Source organism: Thalassolituus sp. (assembly GCF_984348125.1).
Genome location: NZ_CFHJLR010000006.1, coordinates 1 through 16,782 on the forward strand (window position 1 = coordinate 1; position 16,782 = coordinate 16,782).

15 protein-coding genes and 4 tRNA genes are annotated in these 16,782 nt (G+C 51.7%); 9 read left to right on the forward strand and 10 right to left on the reverse strand.

The window, feature by feature from the left end:
* Positions 1–140 precede the first annotated feature (140 nt).
* The 6 genes from AC5E51_RS05785 to birA all read right to left on the reverse strand — a co-directional run bounded on the left by AC5E51_RS05785 (position 141) and on the right by birA (position 2,827).
* Positions 141–216, reverse strand: a tRNA-Thr gene (locus tag AC5E51_RS05785).
* Positions 217–223: 7 nt separating this feature from the next.
* A tRNA-Gly gene (locus AC5E51_RS05790) sits at positions 224–297 on the reverse strand.
* 64 nt (positions 298–361) lie between these two features.
* A tRNA-Tyr gene (locus tag AC5E51_RS05795) sits at positions 362–445 on the reverse strand.
* Positions 446–520: 75 nt separating this feature from the next.
* Positions 521–1,201 (reverse strand): hypothetical protein, encoded by a 681-nt coding sequence (locus AC5E51_RS05800; protein ID WP_068444565.1) that lies wholly within the window; start codon positions 1,199–1,201, stop codon positions 521–523.
* Entirely contained in the window at positions 1,189–1,890 is a 702-nt protein-coding gene (locus AC5E51_RS05805) for a type III pantothenate kinase (protein WP_491778261.1), read from the reverse strand. Before AC5E51_RS05805 ends, AC5E51_RS05800 begins: the two co-directional genes overlap by 13 nt.
* On the reverse strand, positions 1,871–2,827 hold the full coding sequence (birA, locus tag AC5E51_RS05810) for a bifunctional biotin--[acetyl-CoA-carboxylase] ligase/biotin operon repressor BirA (RefSeq protein ID WP_491778262.1): 957 nt from the start codon (positions 2,825–2,827) through the stop codon (positions 1,871–1,873). Before birA ends, AC5E51_RS05805 begins: the two co-directional genes overlap by 20 nt.
* A gap of 141 nt (positions 2,828–2,968) precedes the next feature.
* On the opposite strand from birA, the gene AC5E51_RS05815 reads away from it, so the two are divergent.
* On the forward strand, positions 2,969–3,865 hold the full coding sequence (locus AC5E51_RS05815; RefSeq protein ID WP_491778263.1) for a hypothetical protein: 897 nt from the start codon (positions 2,969–2,971) through the stop codon (positions 3,863–3,865).
* Between the two features lie 3 nt (positions 3,866–3,868).
* Here the strand turns inward: AC5E51_RS05815 and AC5E51_RS05820 are convergent, their stop codons facing one another.
* On the reverse strand, positions 3,869–4,999 hold the full coding sequence (locus tag AC5E51_RS05820) for a potassium channel family protein (RefSeq protein WP_491778264.1): 1,131 nt from the start codon (positions 4,997–4,999) through the stop codon (positions 3,869–3,871).
* A 102-nt stretch (positions 5,000–5,101) separates the two neighbouring features.
* On the opposite strand from AC5E51_RS05820, the gene AC5E51_RS05825 reads away from it, so the two are divergent.
* The 4 genes from AC5E51_RS05825 to AC5E51_RS05840 all read left to right on the forward strand — a co-directional run bounded on the left by AC5E51_RS05825 (position 5,102) and on the right by AC5E51_RS05840 (position 10,948).
* Entirely contained in the window at positions 5,102–6,091 is a 990-nt protein-coding gene (locus AC5E51_RS05825; RefSeq protein WP_491778265.1) for an adenosine kinase, read from the forward strand.
* A 230-nt stretch (positions 6,092–6,321) separates the two neighbouring features.
* Complete coding sequence (locus AC5E51_RS05830) at positions 6,322–8,790, forward strand: beta strand repeat-containing protein (protein ID WP_491778266.1); 2,469 nt, start codon at positions 6,322–6,324, stop codon at positions 8,788–8,790.
* An 80-nt stretch (positions 8,791–8,870) separates the two neighbouring features.
* Positions 8,871–10,178, forward strand: a complete 1,308-nt coding sequence (locus AC5E51_RS05835; protein ID WP_491778267.1) for a phenylacetate--CoA ligase family protein — start codon at positions 8,871–8,873, stop codon at positions 10,176–10,178.
* A 2-nt stretch (positions 10,179–10,180) separates the two neighbouring features.
* Complete coding sequence (locus AC5E51_RS05840) at positions 10,181–10,948, forward strand: class I SAM-dependent methyltransferase (protein WP_297533381.1); 768 nt, start codon at positions 10,181–10,183, stop codon at positions 10,946–10,948.
* Between the two features lie 227 nt (positions 10,949–11,175).
* On the opposite strand, the gene AC5E51_RS05845 is transcribed toward AC5E51_RS05840, so the two are convergent.
* The gene (locus AC5E51_RS05845; protein ID WP_297533380.1) at positions 11,176–11,751 is read right to left on the reverse strand and encodes a methylated-DNA--[protein]-cysteine S-methyltransferase; all 576 of its coding nucleotides are present in this window, start codon (positions 11,749–11,751) and stop codon (positions 11,176–11,178) included.
* Between the two features lie 226 nt (positions 11,752–11,977).
* Positions 11,978–12,418, reverse strand: a complete 441-nt coding sequence (locus AC5E51_RS05850; protein ID WP_076518159.1) for a YtoQ family protein — start codon at positions 12,416–12,418, stop codon at positions 11,978–11,980.
* A 75-nt stretch (positions 12,419–12,493) separates the two neighbouring features.
* Here AC5E51_RS05850 and modA point away from each other — a divergent pair, with 75 nt between their 5' ends.
* From modA to AC5E51_RS05870, 4 genes are all read left to right on the forward strand, one after another.
* Complete coding sequence (gene modA / locus AC5E51_RS05855) at positions 12,494–13,270, forward strand: molybdate ABC transporter substrate-binding protein (protein ID WP_297533379.1); 777 nt, start codon at positions 12,494–12,496, stop codon at positions 13,268–13,270.
* On the forward strand, positions 13,263–13,982 hold the full coding sequence (gene modB, locus AC5E51_RS05860; protein ID WP_068444534.1) for a molybdate ABC transporter permease subunit: 720 nt from the start codon (positions 13,263–13,265) through the stop codon (positions 13,980–13,982). Before modA ends, modB begins: the two co-directional genes overlap by 8 nt.
* Positions 13,973–15,049 (forward strand): molybdenum ABC transporter ATP-binding protein, encoded by a 1,077-nt coding sequence (modC, locus tag AC5E51_RS05865; protein ID WP_297533377.1) that lies wholly within the window; start codon positions 13,973–13,975, stop codon positions 15,047–15,049. The genes modB and modC overlap by 10 nt, the downstream gene beginning before the upstream one ends.
* A gap of 88 nt (positions 15,050–15,137) precedes the next feature.
* Positions 15,138–15,214, forward strand: a tRNA-Arg gene (locus tag AC5E51_RS05870).
* Between the two features lie 616 nt (positions 15,215–15,830).
* On the opposite strand, the gene AC5E51_RS05875 is transcribed toward AC5E51_RS05870, so the two are convergent.
* Positions 15,831–16,754: a sugar kinase gene (locus AC5E51_RS05875; protein WP_297533376.1), complete on the reverse strand. Its 924-nt coding sequence runs from the start codon at positions 16,752–16,754 to the stop codon at positions 15,831–15,833.
* Between the last annotated feature and the right edge of the window lie 28 nt (positions 16,755–16,782).

The window sequence follows — 16,782 nt, forward strand, 5'->3', positions numbered from 1 at the left end:
CGATAGTACCCACGTTTACGTGGGGTTTGGAACGTTCAAACGTTTCCTTAGCCATAACCTTGTCTCTCTCGTTTCTGTGGGTACAGGTTTTTTTCGTCGTATACACAAAAAGGCAGACCTAGGGTCTACCTTTTTGATTATGGTGCTGATAGGCAGATTCGAACTGCCGACCTCATCCTTACCAAGGATGCGCTCTACCGACTGAGCTATATCAGCGAATTATTGGAGCGGGTAGCGGGAATCGAACCCGCATCATCAGCTTGGAAGGCTGAGGTTCTACCATTGAACTATACCCGCGTCGCAATCAGCCCAGGCAGTTCAGCGTTCCAGGCTGTTTCGACAGTGATTCACTGTCTGAAAATGGTGGTGGGGGCTGGATTCGAACCAGCGAAGCTTTCGCGTCAGATTTACAGTCTGATCCCTTTGGCCGCTCGGGAACCCCACCAAAGTGGCGCGTATTATCAGTACGTGGCCGGGGTCTGTCAACAACTTTTTTGCTTATTTATTATTAACTTATGGATTATCCGTCAGCGGGCTGATGACGACAGCTCACCATTTGCCATTGAACATCTTGGTCTTCCGCTTTAACACGACGGCGCATCGTTTCATCCAGTTTAGAAATTTCCCGGATCTCAACCCAGAACTCTGTCGTGGTACTTCCGACTTCTCTGATCGCGACGTCCTCAAAACCCAAGCCTGTCACTTTCTTTTGCAGAGCATCGGCCGAGCTTTTCTGCCGGAACAACCCGAGCGAGATCCCGTCAGCCAGGTCTCCCTGGGTAATGATGTAGCTATCGACCGACCGCGCCTGAAGCTTACGTAGTAGCGTCATGGCCTCACCGCGACTCGGCAGCGGCCGAACATGCACCCAGAACTCGGCGTCTTTGAGGTTCGGCACTTTATGCTGACTGATTAAGCCTGTAAGACCCAGCTCAAGTGAGCGTGCCTGAGCAACACGAGCACTGAGATCATCAAGATATGGGCCGAGTGCATAGCACAGCTTTTTGCCGGGGTCCGGGCGGACAGGTTGCTGACTCACTGGCAGATTGCCGGATTGTTTTTCAGAAAGTAAGACAAGTGTTTTACCTTCTCCGTGATTGCCGTCCTGAGGGCGGGCAATGCTATCTTCTGCAGGACGCACAATAAAATACCCGGCGATTCCCAAATTAATTACGATCAGGCTGTAAACTATCCAGCGCATAACAATTCCATGCCATCAAATATAAGGTTTGGATAATATCCACTATCCAGCCAATCAGCCAGCTGAGCGCCATCTCCCCCCGTAACCACCAGCCTGAAGTCTTTATAATTCTCAGCGACTGACTTCACCAGAGCAGCCTGCTGGTGCAGGACACCAGCTTTAACGCAGGCAACTGTACTTTTACCAGGGGCCAGATTCGTATCGTGCTGTTCGTCACTGAATGGCCGGACCCGGTCAGTTCCGCCAAATAAAGCACGCTGGGCCATTTGTATTCCGGGGACGATATAACCGCCCACATGCTGATTATTTTCGTCGAGTAAGTCGAGCGTAAGTGCTGTCCCTGCATCGACCACCAGCAGATCATCATTGAATATGGCTCTGGCTCCCAGCATCGCCAGCCAGCGGTCAACACCGAGACGCTTTGGATCAGCATAGCAATGATGAAATCCGGCATGCCCTTCGACCGGATGTGCAATCCAGCGCAAACGGTCGCCGTAGCGGGCACCGAAGAGTTCGTGCAGTTCTTCATTGGTGCTGACACTGGAGACGGCTACTTCTCCGATGCCATCTGGCCAGGCGTAATGTGGTGCCTTATCTTTATCGACATGTCCTTCCGCAAGAATTTCTCCCTGTTGGCGGGTCTGCCACTTAATTCGGGTATTCCCGATATCAATCAGCAGGACGGACACTGAGTTCTCCTGCGCTGATAATTTCCATACCCCGTTCAGTTCTCAGCATCAATTCGCCTTTGCGGTTTACGCCTTTTACGGTGCCACTGATCTGCTGTGTTGGTGAACTGATAACAACGTCTTTATCATGGTAAATATCTTTCTGGGACCAGTATTCCTGCAAGGGTGCAAATCCTTCTCGTTGAAACGTATCAATACTGGACAGCAATTCGTCCAGTAATACTCCCGCGACCTGATTTCTCGACAAGTCGGGTTTCAGGCTTTTCAGATCGACCCAGGGCTGGTCTATGTCCCGTGCTTCGGCTTCCGACATCGATAAGTTAAGGCCAATACCAATTACCACCTGACAGTGACTGTTGTACTCGCCTGTGACCTCCAGAAGTATCCCGGCAAGTTTGCGTCCATCGGCATACACATCGTTGGGCCATTTGAGACCAACACCATCAATCCCCAGCCGTGAAAGCGCCTTTTCTACAGCAATCCCAACCGTCAGGCTAAGGCCTTCCAGCGCCGACATCCCTCCGGAAAAAGACACCAGCAACGACAGATATATGTTACGACCGAACGGGCTGATCCATTGCCTTCCACGGCGACCACGGCCATTACTCTGCTTTTCAGCGAGAACTGCGTATCGCTTACCCATATGATCCGATGCGCGCTCAAACAGGTAGGTATTAGTGGAGTTCACCTCGAGCAGCAACTCCAGGCAATCCAATCGCTGGCTAACTACGCTGCGTATCGCGTCTTCATCCAGCAGCTCTATCGGATCGTGCAAACGATACCCCTTACCCTTAACAGATGAGAAAGGCACCTCCAGCTCTTCTAGCTTTTTCAGCTGCTTCCAGACGGCCGCCCTGCTGACGCCCATAGCCTCACCGAGGGCCTCGCCTGAATGGAAGTGTCCATCAGAGAGATGGCGAAGTAATTTCTTGAGCATAGAGGAGTACCTTTGTTAACCGCATCACTATATCAGAGGGCTATTCGCTGTCAGAGTGTAAATCCAGATGACATCCCACCCGTCACTAAGTGATATTTATCCAACTGGGCTGAACTATAAGAGAGCACAACCGAGGTTCCCATGGCCGGCTGGCACCGTATTTCATCACTGCTCATCGTTATTTACGCAAGCATACAGTCGTATTGGTCCTATGCAGAGACCCTCTATATTCAGCCACCTCGAGCCCTGGAGGATGCTTCTCATAGTTATTACCGTGACTTATTAAGCGCCCAGCTCACCTCCAGCGATCAGCTTTCGACTATTGAGCGCCCGGTCACGCAGGAACGCAGTATGCTATTACTGAACAGCGGGGATCTCACAGTGACCTGGAGCGGCACCAGTTATCGACGGGAAAACCTATATCGACCAGTAAGGGTTCCTCTGTTTCTCGGACTGCTTGGAGTAAGAGTGCCTGTAATCCGCCGGTCTGACATCGATCTCTTTGATAAGATCACCGAAGAAAAACAATTGCAGACACTGGTGGCGTGTCAGGGAGACCAATGGCCGGATTCGGACATCCTTGAGCGCAATCATTACACCGTCGAGCGTGTTGCTAAATTTGAAAGCATGTATCGCATGCTCAAAGGGGGGCGCTGTGATTATTTTCCAAGGTCAATCATTGAAGTATACGGAGAACTTGAGGCTCCCGACCGCAGTGACCTTATCGTTTACGAGCGCCTGCTGCTTTCGTATACATTCCCGATGTATTACTTCATGTCGTACGAGAGAGAAGCGCTGGCGAAGTCACTGGAATCCAGTCTTTATGATTTCGCAACTTCCGGACAATTACTTGAGTTTATGAAAACACACCCGGCAACCCGCCACGCATTTCCTTTATCACGGTTCCGCGAGTCGACGATTTTCTATCTGCATAACCCCGATCTGCCAACAGAAACTCCCCTTAGTGATACCGCACTCTGGCTGATGCCCGGGCAGAATTCTGATGCAGACTTACAAGCCATCCACTTGTTCGAATAAAGGTCAGCGCTCGATATCTTTCAGTCGAAAGTTAAAGTGATTTTCAATGGCCCGATGAACTTCCTTGATTTCAGGCACGTGTTCCGTATGAACCAGAATCAACAATGATTGCGCATGCACATGATGGTCACCATCGGGGTGTGTGATAACTTCGCCATCACGCGTAATGTACGCCAGTGGCGTACCGACATTCGCCTGCACAATCGAATTAACCACATCCGCCCAACGCTCACCCTCCAGCCATACCGGGTAACGCACCGTATGATCATTTGCGTGTGTGAACATATCTTCGATCACGACTTCGGAGCCTGGCGCCGTCATCGAGCGTACCACCAGCTCTGGGTACGAGCGAATTGGTCGTAAAAGCGAACGGATATCTAAGTCGTGGATACGTGCGCGGTTGTTATCGTCCACCACCTCAACAATCGCTTTACTGGCCAGTGACATTTCCCACAACCGATGGGCAACATCAAAGGTGTAACTGTCACTGTCCGAAGAGTACTCATCCCGGGCCAGCACCACGATATGCCTGGCGCGCTCTGCATTTGCCCGCTGCAGATCTTCCGGACGACTCGCAAGGCCCGTGACATGCACCACACCAAGCTCACGAAGACTGTCAGGTAAACCGTCGCGGAAGTCTTCGCTCAGCAACATAATTGGCGTTTCTGCATAGTCGCGACTTTCGCGGACCTGAGTGACAAGTCGAACGAAATATTCCTCACGGTTATATTTCGGCGTATTAATAATGAGAATGTGCTCAGCCATATTCCAGTTCCAATGTCCGCTTCTGATGCGCTCACGGCGCGCGATTCGATAGTCCACGTAATCACTGATAAGTAACGTCATCAGCGTAATACCGACACCAAATATAAGTAATATGGTCGATAACTGGCCGGGCACCGTCTGTGCCGAAAGGTCGCCATATCCCACGGTGGTCAGCGTCGTCAACGTTAACCAGAACGCCTGCCACGCAGACAGTCCTTCAAACACCACCATGGCGAGCATGTGTAGCGCGATAAAACCGAGGAGAATCAAGGCGATTTTCCGTACACCACGCATGATATGCCGATCAGTCATGTAAATAGCATGACGAACCCGATTCTGGTGCCGGACGAAGCGAGTGAGTTTATTCATCGCTGCATCATAGCCCTTCCGCCGACTCTCTGCGATCCCTCACCTGATACGACGCCCGCTTTCGGTTACACTCAACGCAACTAAACGAACAATGGAACCACTATGAGCTACCACATATACGGTATCGGCAACGCCCTGGTTGATAAAGAATTCGAAGTTGACGACGCCTTCTTTAAAGATGCAGGCATAGAAAAAGGCATGATGACCCTGATCGAAGCCGATCAGCTGGCGTCTATGCTGAACACTCTGACCACCCGCTATGGGCTCAAAAAGCGTGCCTGTGGTGGTAGCGCAGCCAACACCATTATTGGCGCGAGCTACTTCGGTGCGAAAACCTTCTACACCTGCAACGTCGCCAACGACGAAGCCGGCGACTTTTACATTGCCGATATGAAAGCAGCCGGGGTCGATACTAACCTCGGTGACGACCGTGACGAAGGTGTCACAGGTAAATGCCTGGTGATGGTAACGCCTGATGCAGAACGCACCATGAACACCTACCTGGGCATTACCAGTGAACTGCATTCAAACCATATAGATGAAGAGGCTCTGGCCAAGTCTGAATACGCTTATATTGAAGGTTACCTGGTAACCTCCGAACCAAGTCGTGCCGCTGCCATTCAGGTGCGCGAACTGGCCCGTAAGCACGGCGTGAAAGTCGCAATGACCTTCTCTGACCCCGCGATGGTTCAGTTCTTCAAAGAGGGTGTTCAGGAAATGGTTGGCGACGGTGTCGATCTGTTGTTCTGCAACGAGCAGGAAGCAAAACTGTTCGCAGACACCGACGATCTGGAAACAGCGATCGAAGCCATTAAAAAAGTAGCAAATACGTTCGCTATCACACTGGGGCCGAAAGGCGCACTGGCATGGGATGGGACTACTCTACACGAGATTGCTCCCAACTCAGTGACTGCAGTCGACAGCAACGGCGCCGGTGACATGTTTGCAGGTGCCTTCCTGTACGCCATCACCCATGGTCACGATTTCGCAGCTGCTGGCCGACTCGCCAGTGCGGCCTCTGCTCAGGTTGTCAGTCAATTCGGGCCACGCCTGGAAGCTGAGCAGCATGCCCCTTTGAAAGACGTTTTATAACCCGCCAAAGGGTAAACCTGTGCTCGCGCCCAGTATGGTGGGCGTGACGCTCAGAAAGTACTCGCTTTTCTGCCCTTCAACGTGACTTTTGTCCCTCGCCTGCGAAATTCGGTGTCGCACCAGGACAGAAATGTTTACTTATGTAATCCTTTTAAATACATTTTCAACTCGTCCTGTATGCGCACATGCCGTCATCGGGTAGTTTTTTATATCAAAATGGAGTTGTAACTATGGCCTCTCATCAGTTGCCTTTCAAAGCCAGCCTACTAGCGGTAACCATCTCATTAGCCGCCTGTGGGGGAGGGAGTAACAGTTCTTCTGATGATCCGGTCGTAGATTTACCGAACACGCCTGCTGTTCCCGACACCCCAGCGGCACCAGACGTACCAGAAGAGCCAACGCCACTCCCTACTTATAGCATGAACATAAATGGTGGAGATGGTGCCGAAGGTGGCGATGGAGGCGGCCTCTATGTTGTTCGCTCAGGTGCCGCTGGTGCAATCAGAGTATCTGGCGAAGCTACGATTGACCCAACAGTGGATTCAGGCATCATCATTCCCGAATTATCAGAGAGCTTAGGTGATAACCCTCTTATCGTGTCAGAAGACATGACAATTGAGGTAAACACCACCGACCTATCCGCTGGCACGATTTACGGCTACAACGACAACCTCTACGTGTATGATGGTGCAACGACCGAGGACGTAGTGCCAGAGCCGGTTCTCGGTAATGAGGCAACGCGAATCACCGGTATTAAAGTGGAAGCTGGTGCAACCTTAGCTATTTCCACAACAGCAACTCGCTCGACGCTCCACATTGTCGTTGAGGGAGATATTGTAAATAACGGCATCATTACTGCCGTACAATCGCTTGCAGACATACCCTACCCACTTTCCCTCGAAGCCCGTGTTTATTCCGGCAGCGGTGCAATCAATCTACGAACCACTACACTCGATATCACTGCCGACATCATAATCAACAATGGCTCAATAGATGTCTCGGGCGAACGTGGTGGCTATGCAGGCTCCGATTCTGATCCTGCATTGCAGCTCAATGGCGTTGTTGTTGTGAACAATGGCACTTTGCTTGCCGAGGGCGAGGCGGGGAATCGAGTAAGGCAAGCTGCCAGAGGGCATGGCGTCGGGGTCTCAGGCTTTGCTGTCCTGAATAATGGCACCATTGACTCGTCGAATGCCGCCGGTTACTACAACGATGATGAAGATGATGATGACTTTACAGGCAGTGGTGCAGTGGTGCTTGCCGGTCACTTCGCCCTTGTAAATAGAGGTTTCATTGATGTATCAGGCGATGACGGCATCCCAGAGAGCTTCGTAGATGGTGGCGATGGTGGATACGCTAGACTGACTCTGGACGCACAGAGCATTAACGCCTTTAAGTTAAATAATGAAGAACTGAGCAATCTCGCCCTGGAGCTGATCGACGCCTACGATGAGACGGCATCTCCATTTATATTGAATTCGGGTAGCGTAAACGCCAATGGTGGTGTGGGCGTTGAATATGGCAATGGAGGCGACGCTGGTACTATCGGGTTTTTCTCGAGTAACGGCTATGCAGGCGGGATCATTGCATCTGCTGATATTGAACCTATTGTTACTGTCGCACCACCAGTACTCTTCAATGTTACCGGACAAATTTCGCTAGACGGTGGTAACGCTGGTGACACTGGATACCAAGGCGGTGACGGAGGCGAGGGATTTTTCATTCAATTCGCCTCAGAAGCTTCAAATAATGAGCTTCACCTTTCTGGCATCACTGCCGTAAACGCGGAAGGAGGTGATGGTGCAGAGGGAGCAGGCGGCTCTGCCGGTATGGGAGGGTCAGGAGGTGAAGTTCTCTTCCAGGCCACCCCGCTTGAGGACATGGGACCACTGATTGCGCTCACTGAAGAGCTCGAGCTTGAGACTACTTCAGTAAGCGGCCCGGACGTTGTGATCGACACTGATCTGAATCTCTCTAGCGGAGACAGTTCGACCCCAATCACCGGCAGTATCGATGTTGCCGAGGGAGGTAGCCTTTCAGTCTCAGCGACGTCTGGTGACGAGAACGGCGCAAATATCACCATCAACTCAGACATCAACGCCAATCGAGGCTTGGTTTCAGGCCCAATGACGAGTGTTTCCTACGGTAATCAAACAGATTTAAACATCGTAGCGACAAACAGCATCTCAATCAGTGGCAGCATTCAGACAAGAGGAGCCGAGTTAGAAAGCACCATCGTCGAGCCTTCTGAAGGCAGTACCCTCCCTGCTATTTCTACACCGACAACACTGGATGGTAGTGACGGTGGCAACGTAACGGTGGCATCCGAGCTCGGCGACATTAATATTTCCTCGAGCCTCGACCTGAGTGGCGGAAATGGCATATCACAAGGTGGATTTGGCGGAACCCTCAACGTCCAGACTGACGAAGGCACAATATCTCTAACCAGTTCTTTCACTTCTACTGGTGGTAATGCAGATGTATCAGAGCTCGATTCTATTGGTGGAGATGGCGGCGATATTATACTCAAGTCGTTGCTAGACACCTCCGGTACGCTTTACACAATCCCAACCACTTACCTATTAAGTGGGGGAGATGGTGCCGAAGTCGGATCAGAGGGTCAAATAGTGGGCTACAACATTGAAATTGAAGAGTTTGATTGCCTAGCGGGTTCCTGCCCTGATCTAATTTTTGATTAAATAATCAATACCAGCTCAATGACTGATACCACAAAACAGGGGAGGCTTAGCCTCCCTTTTTTGTATTCACGGAGTAACTCATGATTCCTATTCCGGAGGGCAACACGACCCTCGCACTGGCCATGCAATACCGGTTGCAACAAACACAGTCGATTAATGTGGCAGCGGCCAACCAATTACGGGACCAGTCACTTCAGGCCCTACTGAAACACGCCTTAAGCACAGTCCCGTACTACCGGGAGCACCCTGCGATTAAAGCAATGGGCAATCAGATAGACTGGGGAGCTTTCCCAGTCCTCACCCGATCAGCACTTCAGGCCAATGAGAGCCTGCTCCGTAGTACTGCGCCACCGAAGAATCATGGAAAAATCATCGAATTCCGTAGCTCTGGCTCGACAGGCAGGCCCGTGCATACATGCAGTTCCGAATATGCTCAGGTGTATTGGCGTGCGATGACGGTCAGGGATCATTTATGGGCGAGGCGCGATTTCTCGAAGAAAATAGCGATCATTAAATTCTTACCCACCGGCCAGTCCATGTATCCGGGCGTCGCCTCGAAAACATGGGGGCCTTCAGCAGCAGCACTGGGTTATCAGGGCCCGTCTGTCATGCTCAACAGTTCTGAATCAACAGCAACACAATATCGCTGGTTAACAGAGCAGCAGCCGGACTACCTGCTGACCTACCCTAGCGCATTACTTGAGCTCGCCCAGATCCAACTGCGCGAGAAGAAGCTCAATCGCCTCAAGAGTATCTCCACTCTTGGCGAAAACCTGTCAGATGACACCCGAAGAATTGTTGAAAAAGCGTTCGGTTGCCGCATTCATGATATGTACAGCTCTCAAGAGATCGGTTACATCGCACTTCAGTGCCCGAAGCACAATCACTACCACATCCAGCAGGAGAACTGCATGGTCGAGATTCTGGATGAGAATAACCAGCCATGCTCACCCGGCGAAATGGGCCGTGTGGTAGTGACCAGCCTGCAAAACTACATCATGCCGCTTATCCGCTATGAAATCGGTGACTACGCCGTTCCGGGGGAAGGCTGCGACTGCGGTATTACTTTGCCTGTTATTAAGCATATCGCTGGTCGAACCCGAAATCTGTTGACCTATCCCGACGGCCGCAAAACCTGGCCTTCATACAACCCGATGGCATTGATGGAGATTTTCCCATTAGCGCGATTTCAGCTCGAACAAACTGCGGTCAATGACATTACTTTCCGGGTGATGACTGAAACGGAAATTTCGCCAGAAAATAAGCAGCAAGCTATCAAAATCATTCAGGATGCTATGCAGCACTCATTTAATATCACGGTTGAAAAAGTAGACGACCTCCCACGCTCAGCCGGTGGTAAATACGAAGAGTTCAAATCGGTACTGTAATTATGTTTTCACCGGAAGATTACGCCTCCATTTTTAATGCTCGCGCCGACGCGTATCACGAAGCCATGCGCCACTGGCCTGAAGCGAGAGACGCTGAGTTCACCACCTTATTTAAAGGTATGTCGCTGAAAACAGGGATGCACATAATCGATGTTCCCTCCGGTGGCGGATATCTCGCTCGATACCTGCCAGATGATGTCAGCCTGCACCACCTCGAAACCAGCGAGCTGTTTGCTCGCCTGTTTGAAGAAGAAGCACATTCCGGCAGCAAGCACCCACTTACCCTTTGTGAGCTTGAAAACCTGCCCGAGCAGGATAACTCTACCGACCTCGCCTGCAGCCTCGCCGGCTTGCATCACATTGAAGATAAAACCCCACTATTCAGAGAGCTGTTCAGGGTACTGAAACCCGGAGGCTGGGCCAGAATCGCGGATGCGCACTTAGAGTCTGCGACGGCAGCGTTTCTGGATGGCTGGATGGGCAACCACAATAGTATGGGACATCACGGCTGGTATCTGAACGAGGGCACGCTGGGCACCCTGCGGGAGATAGGTTTCACCGACGTCACCGCCGTCAATGAAGAGTACCACTGGGTATTTAGCTCGGAACACGAGGCCGCTGCCTACTGCAAACGCTTGTTCGGCATTGACCTGGCCAGTACCGAAGAAACCGAAGCTGCAATTCGGGAATTGCTCGGATTCGACACTCTGGAAAACGGCCTCAAAGGTATGCGTTGGTCCTTATACTATGTGTCTGCTCGCAAGCCGTGAACAAAGGCTATTAACCTGGCTGCTCAGAATGCAGCCAGATTGAAAGCGCCCCTGTGACCATGCGGGTCAGAGCATCTTTCCCGCAAACTTCCCACAAAGTTATCCACAGATACTGTGGAATACCCACAGGCCAAAAGAGATCAATTCTTAAACAGATTTTTACGAAAAACCTATATATTTCATAATCTTATCTCAGTTTTCGGAGAGAACGAGAGAATTACAACACGTCAACACAAAATATTCTGAAATCTTGGGCTTGACTTATCCACATCGTGCAAAGAATCACCAGAAGTGAGTTCCTGCTCACGCGCTAGCAAGCGTTCCTTCAGTTCTGTTCCCCAGCGATACCCCCCTAGAGAACCGTCTGAGCGAACGACCCGATGGCACGGAATCAATATTCCCAGCTTGTTGGTGCCACAGGCGTTCGCCACAGCCCGAACCGCACCCGGCTGACCGATACCCTCAGCCACCTCGGCATATGTCCGGGTCTCGCCGACAGGAATCGTTTGCAGATATCGCCACACCCGACACTGAAATTCCGTTCCCAGCATATGCAGTGGTGTTTTCAGAGTTCTGCGTGGAGACTCCACCGACTGAAGTACATCACTGAGTACATGCGCGGCGCGTTTTTCAGATGTCAGAGTTATATTGGGAAACAGATGCAGCAGCTCATCCAGGAGTTCGGTACGACACTCTCCGGGAAGCACAGCGAAGAGCTCTCCATCACACACGGCCGCAGCAATAACGCCGTACGAGGAAAGCCCAAAGGCAACATCTAATGAAGGAATATATTTACCGGGCATAAATCAATTTAGGTTAACGTTTCTGTAACCTTATCAGGTGCAGAAGAAGCTGTACGAAGAATCAGAAGAAAGCGCAGGAATGTCCGGTTTGAAGGCGCTTCGGAGTGCGCCTTCAGGCCAGAAATTTAGCCAGCAAGTAGCAAAACCGGACATGTGTTCACAATGCGGAACGGCAGTGTCAGGAGGAAAAAGTAAGCAGTGCTTATTGATCAACCCTGCTTAATGATCAACCTTGGATGGTATAACGAATCACTTCCACCACCTGCTCAGGCGTCGTGGCCCAGCCCATGGCTGATCCATCCACTTCCTTTAAAGGGTGAATAATGTCTTCGCTGTGCAGCGTCACATAGGGCTTACCCAGTGCCGCGCAGAAGCCAGCGTCAAACGCGGCATTCCACTGTTTGTACTTATCACCGAAACGGATGACCGCCATATCGCAGTTTTCGATCAAGGTCTTAATGCGGATAGCATTAATTTTTGCTGACTTATGGTCACGCCAGAAGCCTTCGCACTGAGGGCCAAGTACATCACCGGCAGCATCGCTGGAATCGTGATCCGTATTGGCCGACGAAAAACTCACAGGCAGTTCCAGAGCCTCACAGCCCTTAATGATCTGCTCGCGCCAATCAGTATGAATCTCGCCGGACAGGTAAATATTCCAGTGCATAATCTCTCTCGCTATAGGTTATAAAACGGGCTGTAACATTGGATACAGAAGCCGCTATTATGCCTGACTGACTCTATGATTCGAGGCCTGGCTTCTGTGATCCGCTTTGCACTGACGTTTCTTTGCCTGCTCCTGCCTGTTCTGGGCCATGCAGACTCCTTGCGTATCGCCGTGGCATCGAACTTCGCGTACACCTTACAAACACTGCTTCCTGCGTTTGAAAAAGCAACTGGACACAGCGTTGAAGTCAGCAGCGCCTCTTCCGGCAAGCTGTACGCTCAGATACTCCATGGTGCTCCATTTGATGTCTTTCTTTCGGCCGATACCAATAAGCCGCAGCGACTCGCACAGAAGCTCTCAAAGCAGCTTTCAAAGCAACTACCAGAGACTGAACCTGCGCTGTTTACCTACGCTATTGGCAGGCTCGTTTTCTGGTGCCCTGTAAAATGTGAGTACCCACTCTCCGGGATAACAGCGAATAACCAGACCATAGCCATCGCTAACCCACGGCTTGCGCCTTACGGTCTCGCGGCGCAACAGACGATGGATGCCTTCGGGTTTACCGCCGCAAAAGTCGTCACAGGCGAGAACATAGGCCAGGCCTATCGCTTTATCGAAAGTGGCAACGCAGCAGCGGGCTTTGTCGCGCAGTCACAGGTCATAACAGCAAAGACATCCTCGGATCAGTACTGGCTTATCCCGGATGAGCATCACCAGCCTCTGGAACAAGCAGGCATACTCACGGCTCAAGGACTAAACAAACCGGCAGCACAGGCATTCGTAACCTACCTTCTCAGTACCGCGGTGCAGGCACGGATAGCCGAACACGGGTATGATCCCCTGTATGACTGATTCCTTACTGGCACCGGCTGATATAGAAGCACTCTGGCTTACCTTAAAACTAGCCAGCGTGGTCACCGTTCTGCTCCTGATCATCAGCACGCCTCTGGCACTTTGGTTGAGCGACGACGACACATCGCAGACCAGAAACCGCTCAAAGGTTAAAGGCATCGTTCAGGCTGTTATTGCACTCCCATTAGTACTGCCGCCGACTGTGCTGGGCTTCTATCTCTTGATCGCTTTCAGCCCAAACTCCCTGCTTGGACAATTCAGTCACGCCATCGGGCTCGGATCTCTCGCATTCAGTTTCAGCGGGCTGGTGATCGCCTCCATGATTTACTCCCTGCCTTTTGTTGTTCAACCACTCGTTAATGCGTTCAATGCCATCGGGCCACGTCATGCGGAAGCCGCAGCAACGCTCGGCGCCGGGCGCTGGGATACCTTCCGCTATATCACCCTGCCACTGGCACGACCCGGCTTTATAACTGCTGGCGTGCTCGGCTTTGCCCATACGGTTGGCGAGTTCGGAGTGGTACTCATGATCGGGGGCAATATCGCTGGCGAAACCCGCGTTGCCTCGGTACAGATATACGACCATGTGGAAGCGCTCGCTTACCCTCAAGCGCATACGCTGTCTGCGATTCTGCTGTTGTTCTCGTTCGCAGTATTGCTCTGGGTCTATGCGCGGCAGCCTGGTAATAAAGAGGCCAAAGCATGGCTGTAAGCGGACTCACCACGCGCCTGCGGGTGCGCCTTGAACCATTTGAGCTGAGTACAGACATCACACTGCCTGCCAAAGGTGTGAGCGTGATATTCGGGCCATCGGGCTCCGGCAAAACCACCCTATTGAGAGCCATCGCAGGGCTTCAGCCCTGCGACGGTGACATCTGGTTTAACGGTGATTACTGGCAGGGTAACGGGCGTTACCGGAAAACAGCAGAACGCCCGCTTGCTTATGTTTTTCAGGAAGCCAGCCTGTTCCCGCATATGACAGTATCTGAAAACCTCGACTTTGCTGAACGCTATACCTTACGCCCGGGTAATGCCTCAAAGCGTGATGACCTTGTTACGCTGTTGGATATAACTGACCTGATGCCTCGCAGACCGGAACAGTTATCGGGGGGTGAACGCCAACGTGCCGCCATCGCCAGAGCGCTTCTACGTCAGCCCGACATTCTTTTGATGGATGAACCTCTGGCGTCACTCGATGACGCTCGCAAACACGAAATCCTTCCTTATCTGGAACGCCTCAAAAACGAATTTGAGCTGCCCATCATCTACGTGACCCACTCCGCCTACGAAGCCGCACGCCTGGGCGATTACATAGTTGCACTTGATAAAGGCGAGGTCGTCAGCCAGGGGGAACTGTACGACGTCATCAGCGACCCGAAATTTCCGGGGGATATCAGCCGCGAAGCCGGTACCGTCGTCACAGGAACCGTCCACTGCATCGACGCGAAATGGCACCTCGCTCAGATCAGAACCGGCAGCTCGGCGCTTATCACCGTTCCTGCAAACAACCTGAACCCCGGTGATGCCGTGCGCCTGTGGATACGCGCCAGTGACATCAGCCTCAGCCACGAGCCGTTAAAAGAAAACAGCATCAGCAACAGCCTGCCCTGCCAGATTGAAGACATCCGTCACGACCCTAATCCGGCATTGATGATCGTCAAGCTGCGTGCTGAGAAAATAGAACTCATCACCCGGATAACGCGTCAGTCTGCCAGTCAGCTAGGGCTTGAACCTCAGATGCACATCTACGCACACATCAAAACGGCGGCTCTGATCTGAGTAGCATCCTCTCTCCTTTGCAGGGAGTAGAGGCTCAGAAGAAAACCATATACAATGCAGCCACTTACGGCGAGAAGCTCACCGTAAACCGCCCGTAGCTCAGCTGGATAGAGCGCTGCCCTCCGGAGGCAGAGGTCAGAGGTTCGAATCCTCTCGGGCGGGCCATTAAATAAAAAAGGCTCCTGAATTCGCATGCAACGCGTGCTGATTCAGGAGCCTTTTTTATTTAACCGCAAGTCTGAGAAGGACGAGAACCTCTGATAGGTTCGACTCGGAAGGAGCTTGCGACTGGAGAGAACGGAGGAGCCTGCGACGACGGTCATCCTCCGGGCCATTATTCCCTTTTGTTCGAAGCGACGCACTTCAACTTCACCACACCGTATTCATAGACACCGATGCCCGAGTTGGATGAGAACCTCTGATAGGTTCGACTCGGAAGGAGCTGCGACTGGAGAGAACCCTCTTTTCAAAACCAGGAGCCTGCGACGACGGTCATCCTCCGGGCCATTACCCCCCCCTCTGCCCGAAGCGACCTATTTCAATTTTCCGCTAGCGTAATCGAAGACGCCGATGCCCGAGTCGGACGAGACAAATCTGTATGGAACAGATTTGCGCGTAGCCTGCAGGGTGAGTATCAGGACGATACGAACAACCTCTGATAGGTTCGACTCGGAAGGAGCTGCGACTGGAGAGAACCCTCTTTTCAAAACCAGGAGCCTGCGACGACGGTCATCCTCCGGGCCATTGCTCCCCACTGCCTGAACCAACCTATTTCAATTTCTCAACGCGAAACTAAATAACCCTGCTGTTCTGAAAGTCGAATACTTACGTGGGTTCCTGCATTAAAGTCTATGGCATCGGACACTATGCCATCGGAAAACACCACCCCACCCTCCGGGACGTATGAAGACAGCACGAGCTTTTTACCCGGCTGAATACGCCCATATACGATGTCTGTTGATGTTGTGTTCGACCGGAAAGGCTCTCGTACACCAAACATCAGATCCTGTGCAGCCCAATCACCAGCAAAAGGAGCAATCTCTTTGCCACTGATACCTTCAGCGCCAGCGATCAGGCTCGACATCCAACCGGTCGCTCCCAGGCCGGTTGATACAATCACTCCTGATGATGACTGGTTTTCTTTCTGGCCGTCCAGTTCAATACAATAACGCACCGATACTGGCAGTTTAGGGCCGATATAAAAGTCGTTGACCGCCAACATCGACTGGCCGTCGTTAAAGTCTGCACGGGCCAGGCTGACGCTTTTAATCGTCATTTCATCAGAAGCAATCAGGCTTCGTACTACAGCACTGACGTCGCTGGGTGAGAACGGCAGAAGTATTCCATCAAACACTTCTGGCAATGGATTTACAGCAACTAATGGCTGCCCCTGAAGATATTTCAGTACATTCGCCACCAGCCCGTCCTGACCAACAACCAAAGGAATATCATCTGGGCCGAAAAGAAAATTCGGTAAGAAGCTACGCTCTAACGGCTGAACCCGCCCAAGCGAGGCAAGCTCTCTGGATATATCCCGTATTACCGATTTCATTTCGCGATCTTCTTCGTCGTAGTCAGCAAATGATTGACTACGACTTTCGAGATAAAAGCGCACCTGTTCCCGCGTGTTATAACGTCTGATCAACTCATCTAATCGCGTATCGCGATAGATAAGAATGATCTTACGCTCACTGATACGGTTCATGGCTTCCTCCTTTACCAGCGGTCAATGG

Bases quoted from the DNA above. Each gene is read 5' to 3' on its own strand.
- AC5E51_RS05850 (WP_076518159.1), bottom strand. From the start codon at position 12,418: ATGCACTGGAATATTTACCTGTCCGGCGAGATTCATACTGATTGGCGC.
- birA (WP_491778262.1), bottom strand. From the start codon at position 2,827: ATGCTCAAGAAATTACTTCGCCATCTCTCTGATGGACACTTCCATTCA.
- AC5E51_RS05845 (WP_297533380.1), bottom strand. From the start codon at position 11,751: ATGCCCGGTAAATATATTCCTTCATTAGATGTTGCCTTTGGGCTTTCC.
- modC (WP_297533377.1), top strand. From the start codon at position 13,973: ATGGCTGTAAGCGGACTCACCACGCGCCTGCGGGTGCGCCTTGAACCA.
- AC5E51_RS05820 (WP_491778264.1), bottom strand. From the start codon at position 4,999: ATGAATAAACTCACTCGCTTCGTCCGGCACCAGAATCGGGTTCGTCAT.
- AC5E51_RS05800 (WP_068444565.1), bottom strand. From the start codon at position 1,201: ATGCGCTGGATAGTTTACAGCCTGATCGTAATTAATTTGGGAATCGCC.
- modA (WP_297533379.1), top strand. From the start codon at position 12,494: ATGATTCGAGGCCTGGCTTCTGTGATCCGCTTTGCACTGACGTTTCTT.
- AC5E51_RS05830 (WP_491778266.1), top strand. From the start codon at position 6,322: ATGGCCTCTCATCAGTTGCCTTTCAAAGCCAGCCTACTAGCGGTAACC.
- modB (WP_068444534.1), top strand. From the start codon at position 13,263: ATGACTGATTCCTTACTGGCACCGGCTGATATAGAAGCACTCTGGCTT.
- AC5E51_RS05835 (WP_491778267.1), top strand. From the start codon at position 8,871: ATGATTCCTATTCCGGAGGGCAACACGACCCTCGCACTGGCCATGCAA.
- AC5E51_RS05815 (WP_491778263.1), top strand. From the start codon at position 2,969: ATGGCCGGCTGGCACCGTATTTCATCACTGCTCATCGTTATTTACGCA.
- AC5E51_RS05840 (WP_297533381.1), top strand. From the start codon at position 10,181: ATGTTTTCACCGGAAGATTACGCCTCCATTTTTAATGCTCGCGCCGAC.
- AC5E51_RS05825 (WP_491778265.1), top strand. From the start codon at position 5,102: ATGAGCTACCACATATACGGTATCGGCAACGCCCTGGTTGATAAAGAA.
- AC5E51_RS05875 (WP_297533376.1), bottom strand. From the start codon at position 16,754: ATGAACCGTATCAGTGAGCGTAAGATCATTCTTATCTATCGCGATACG.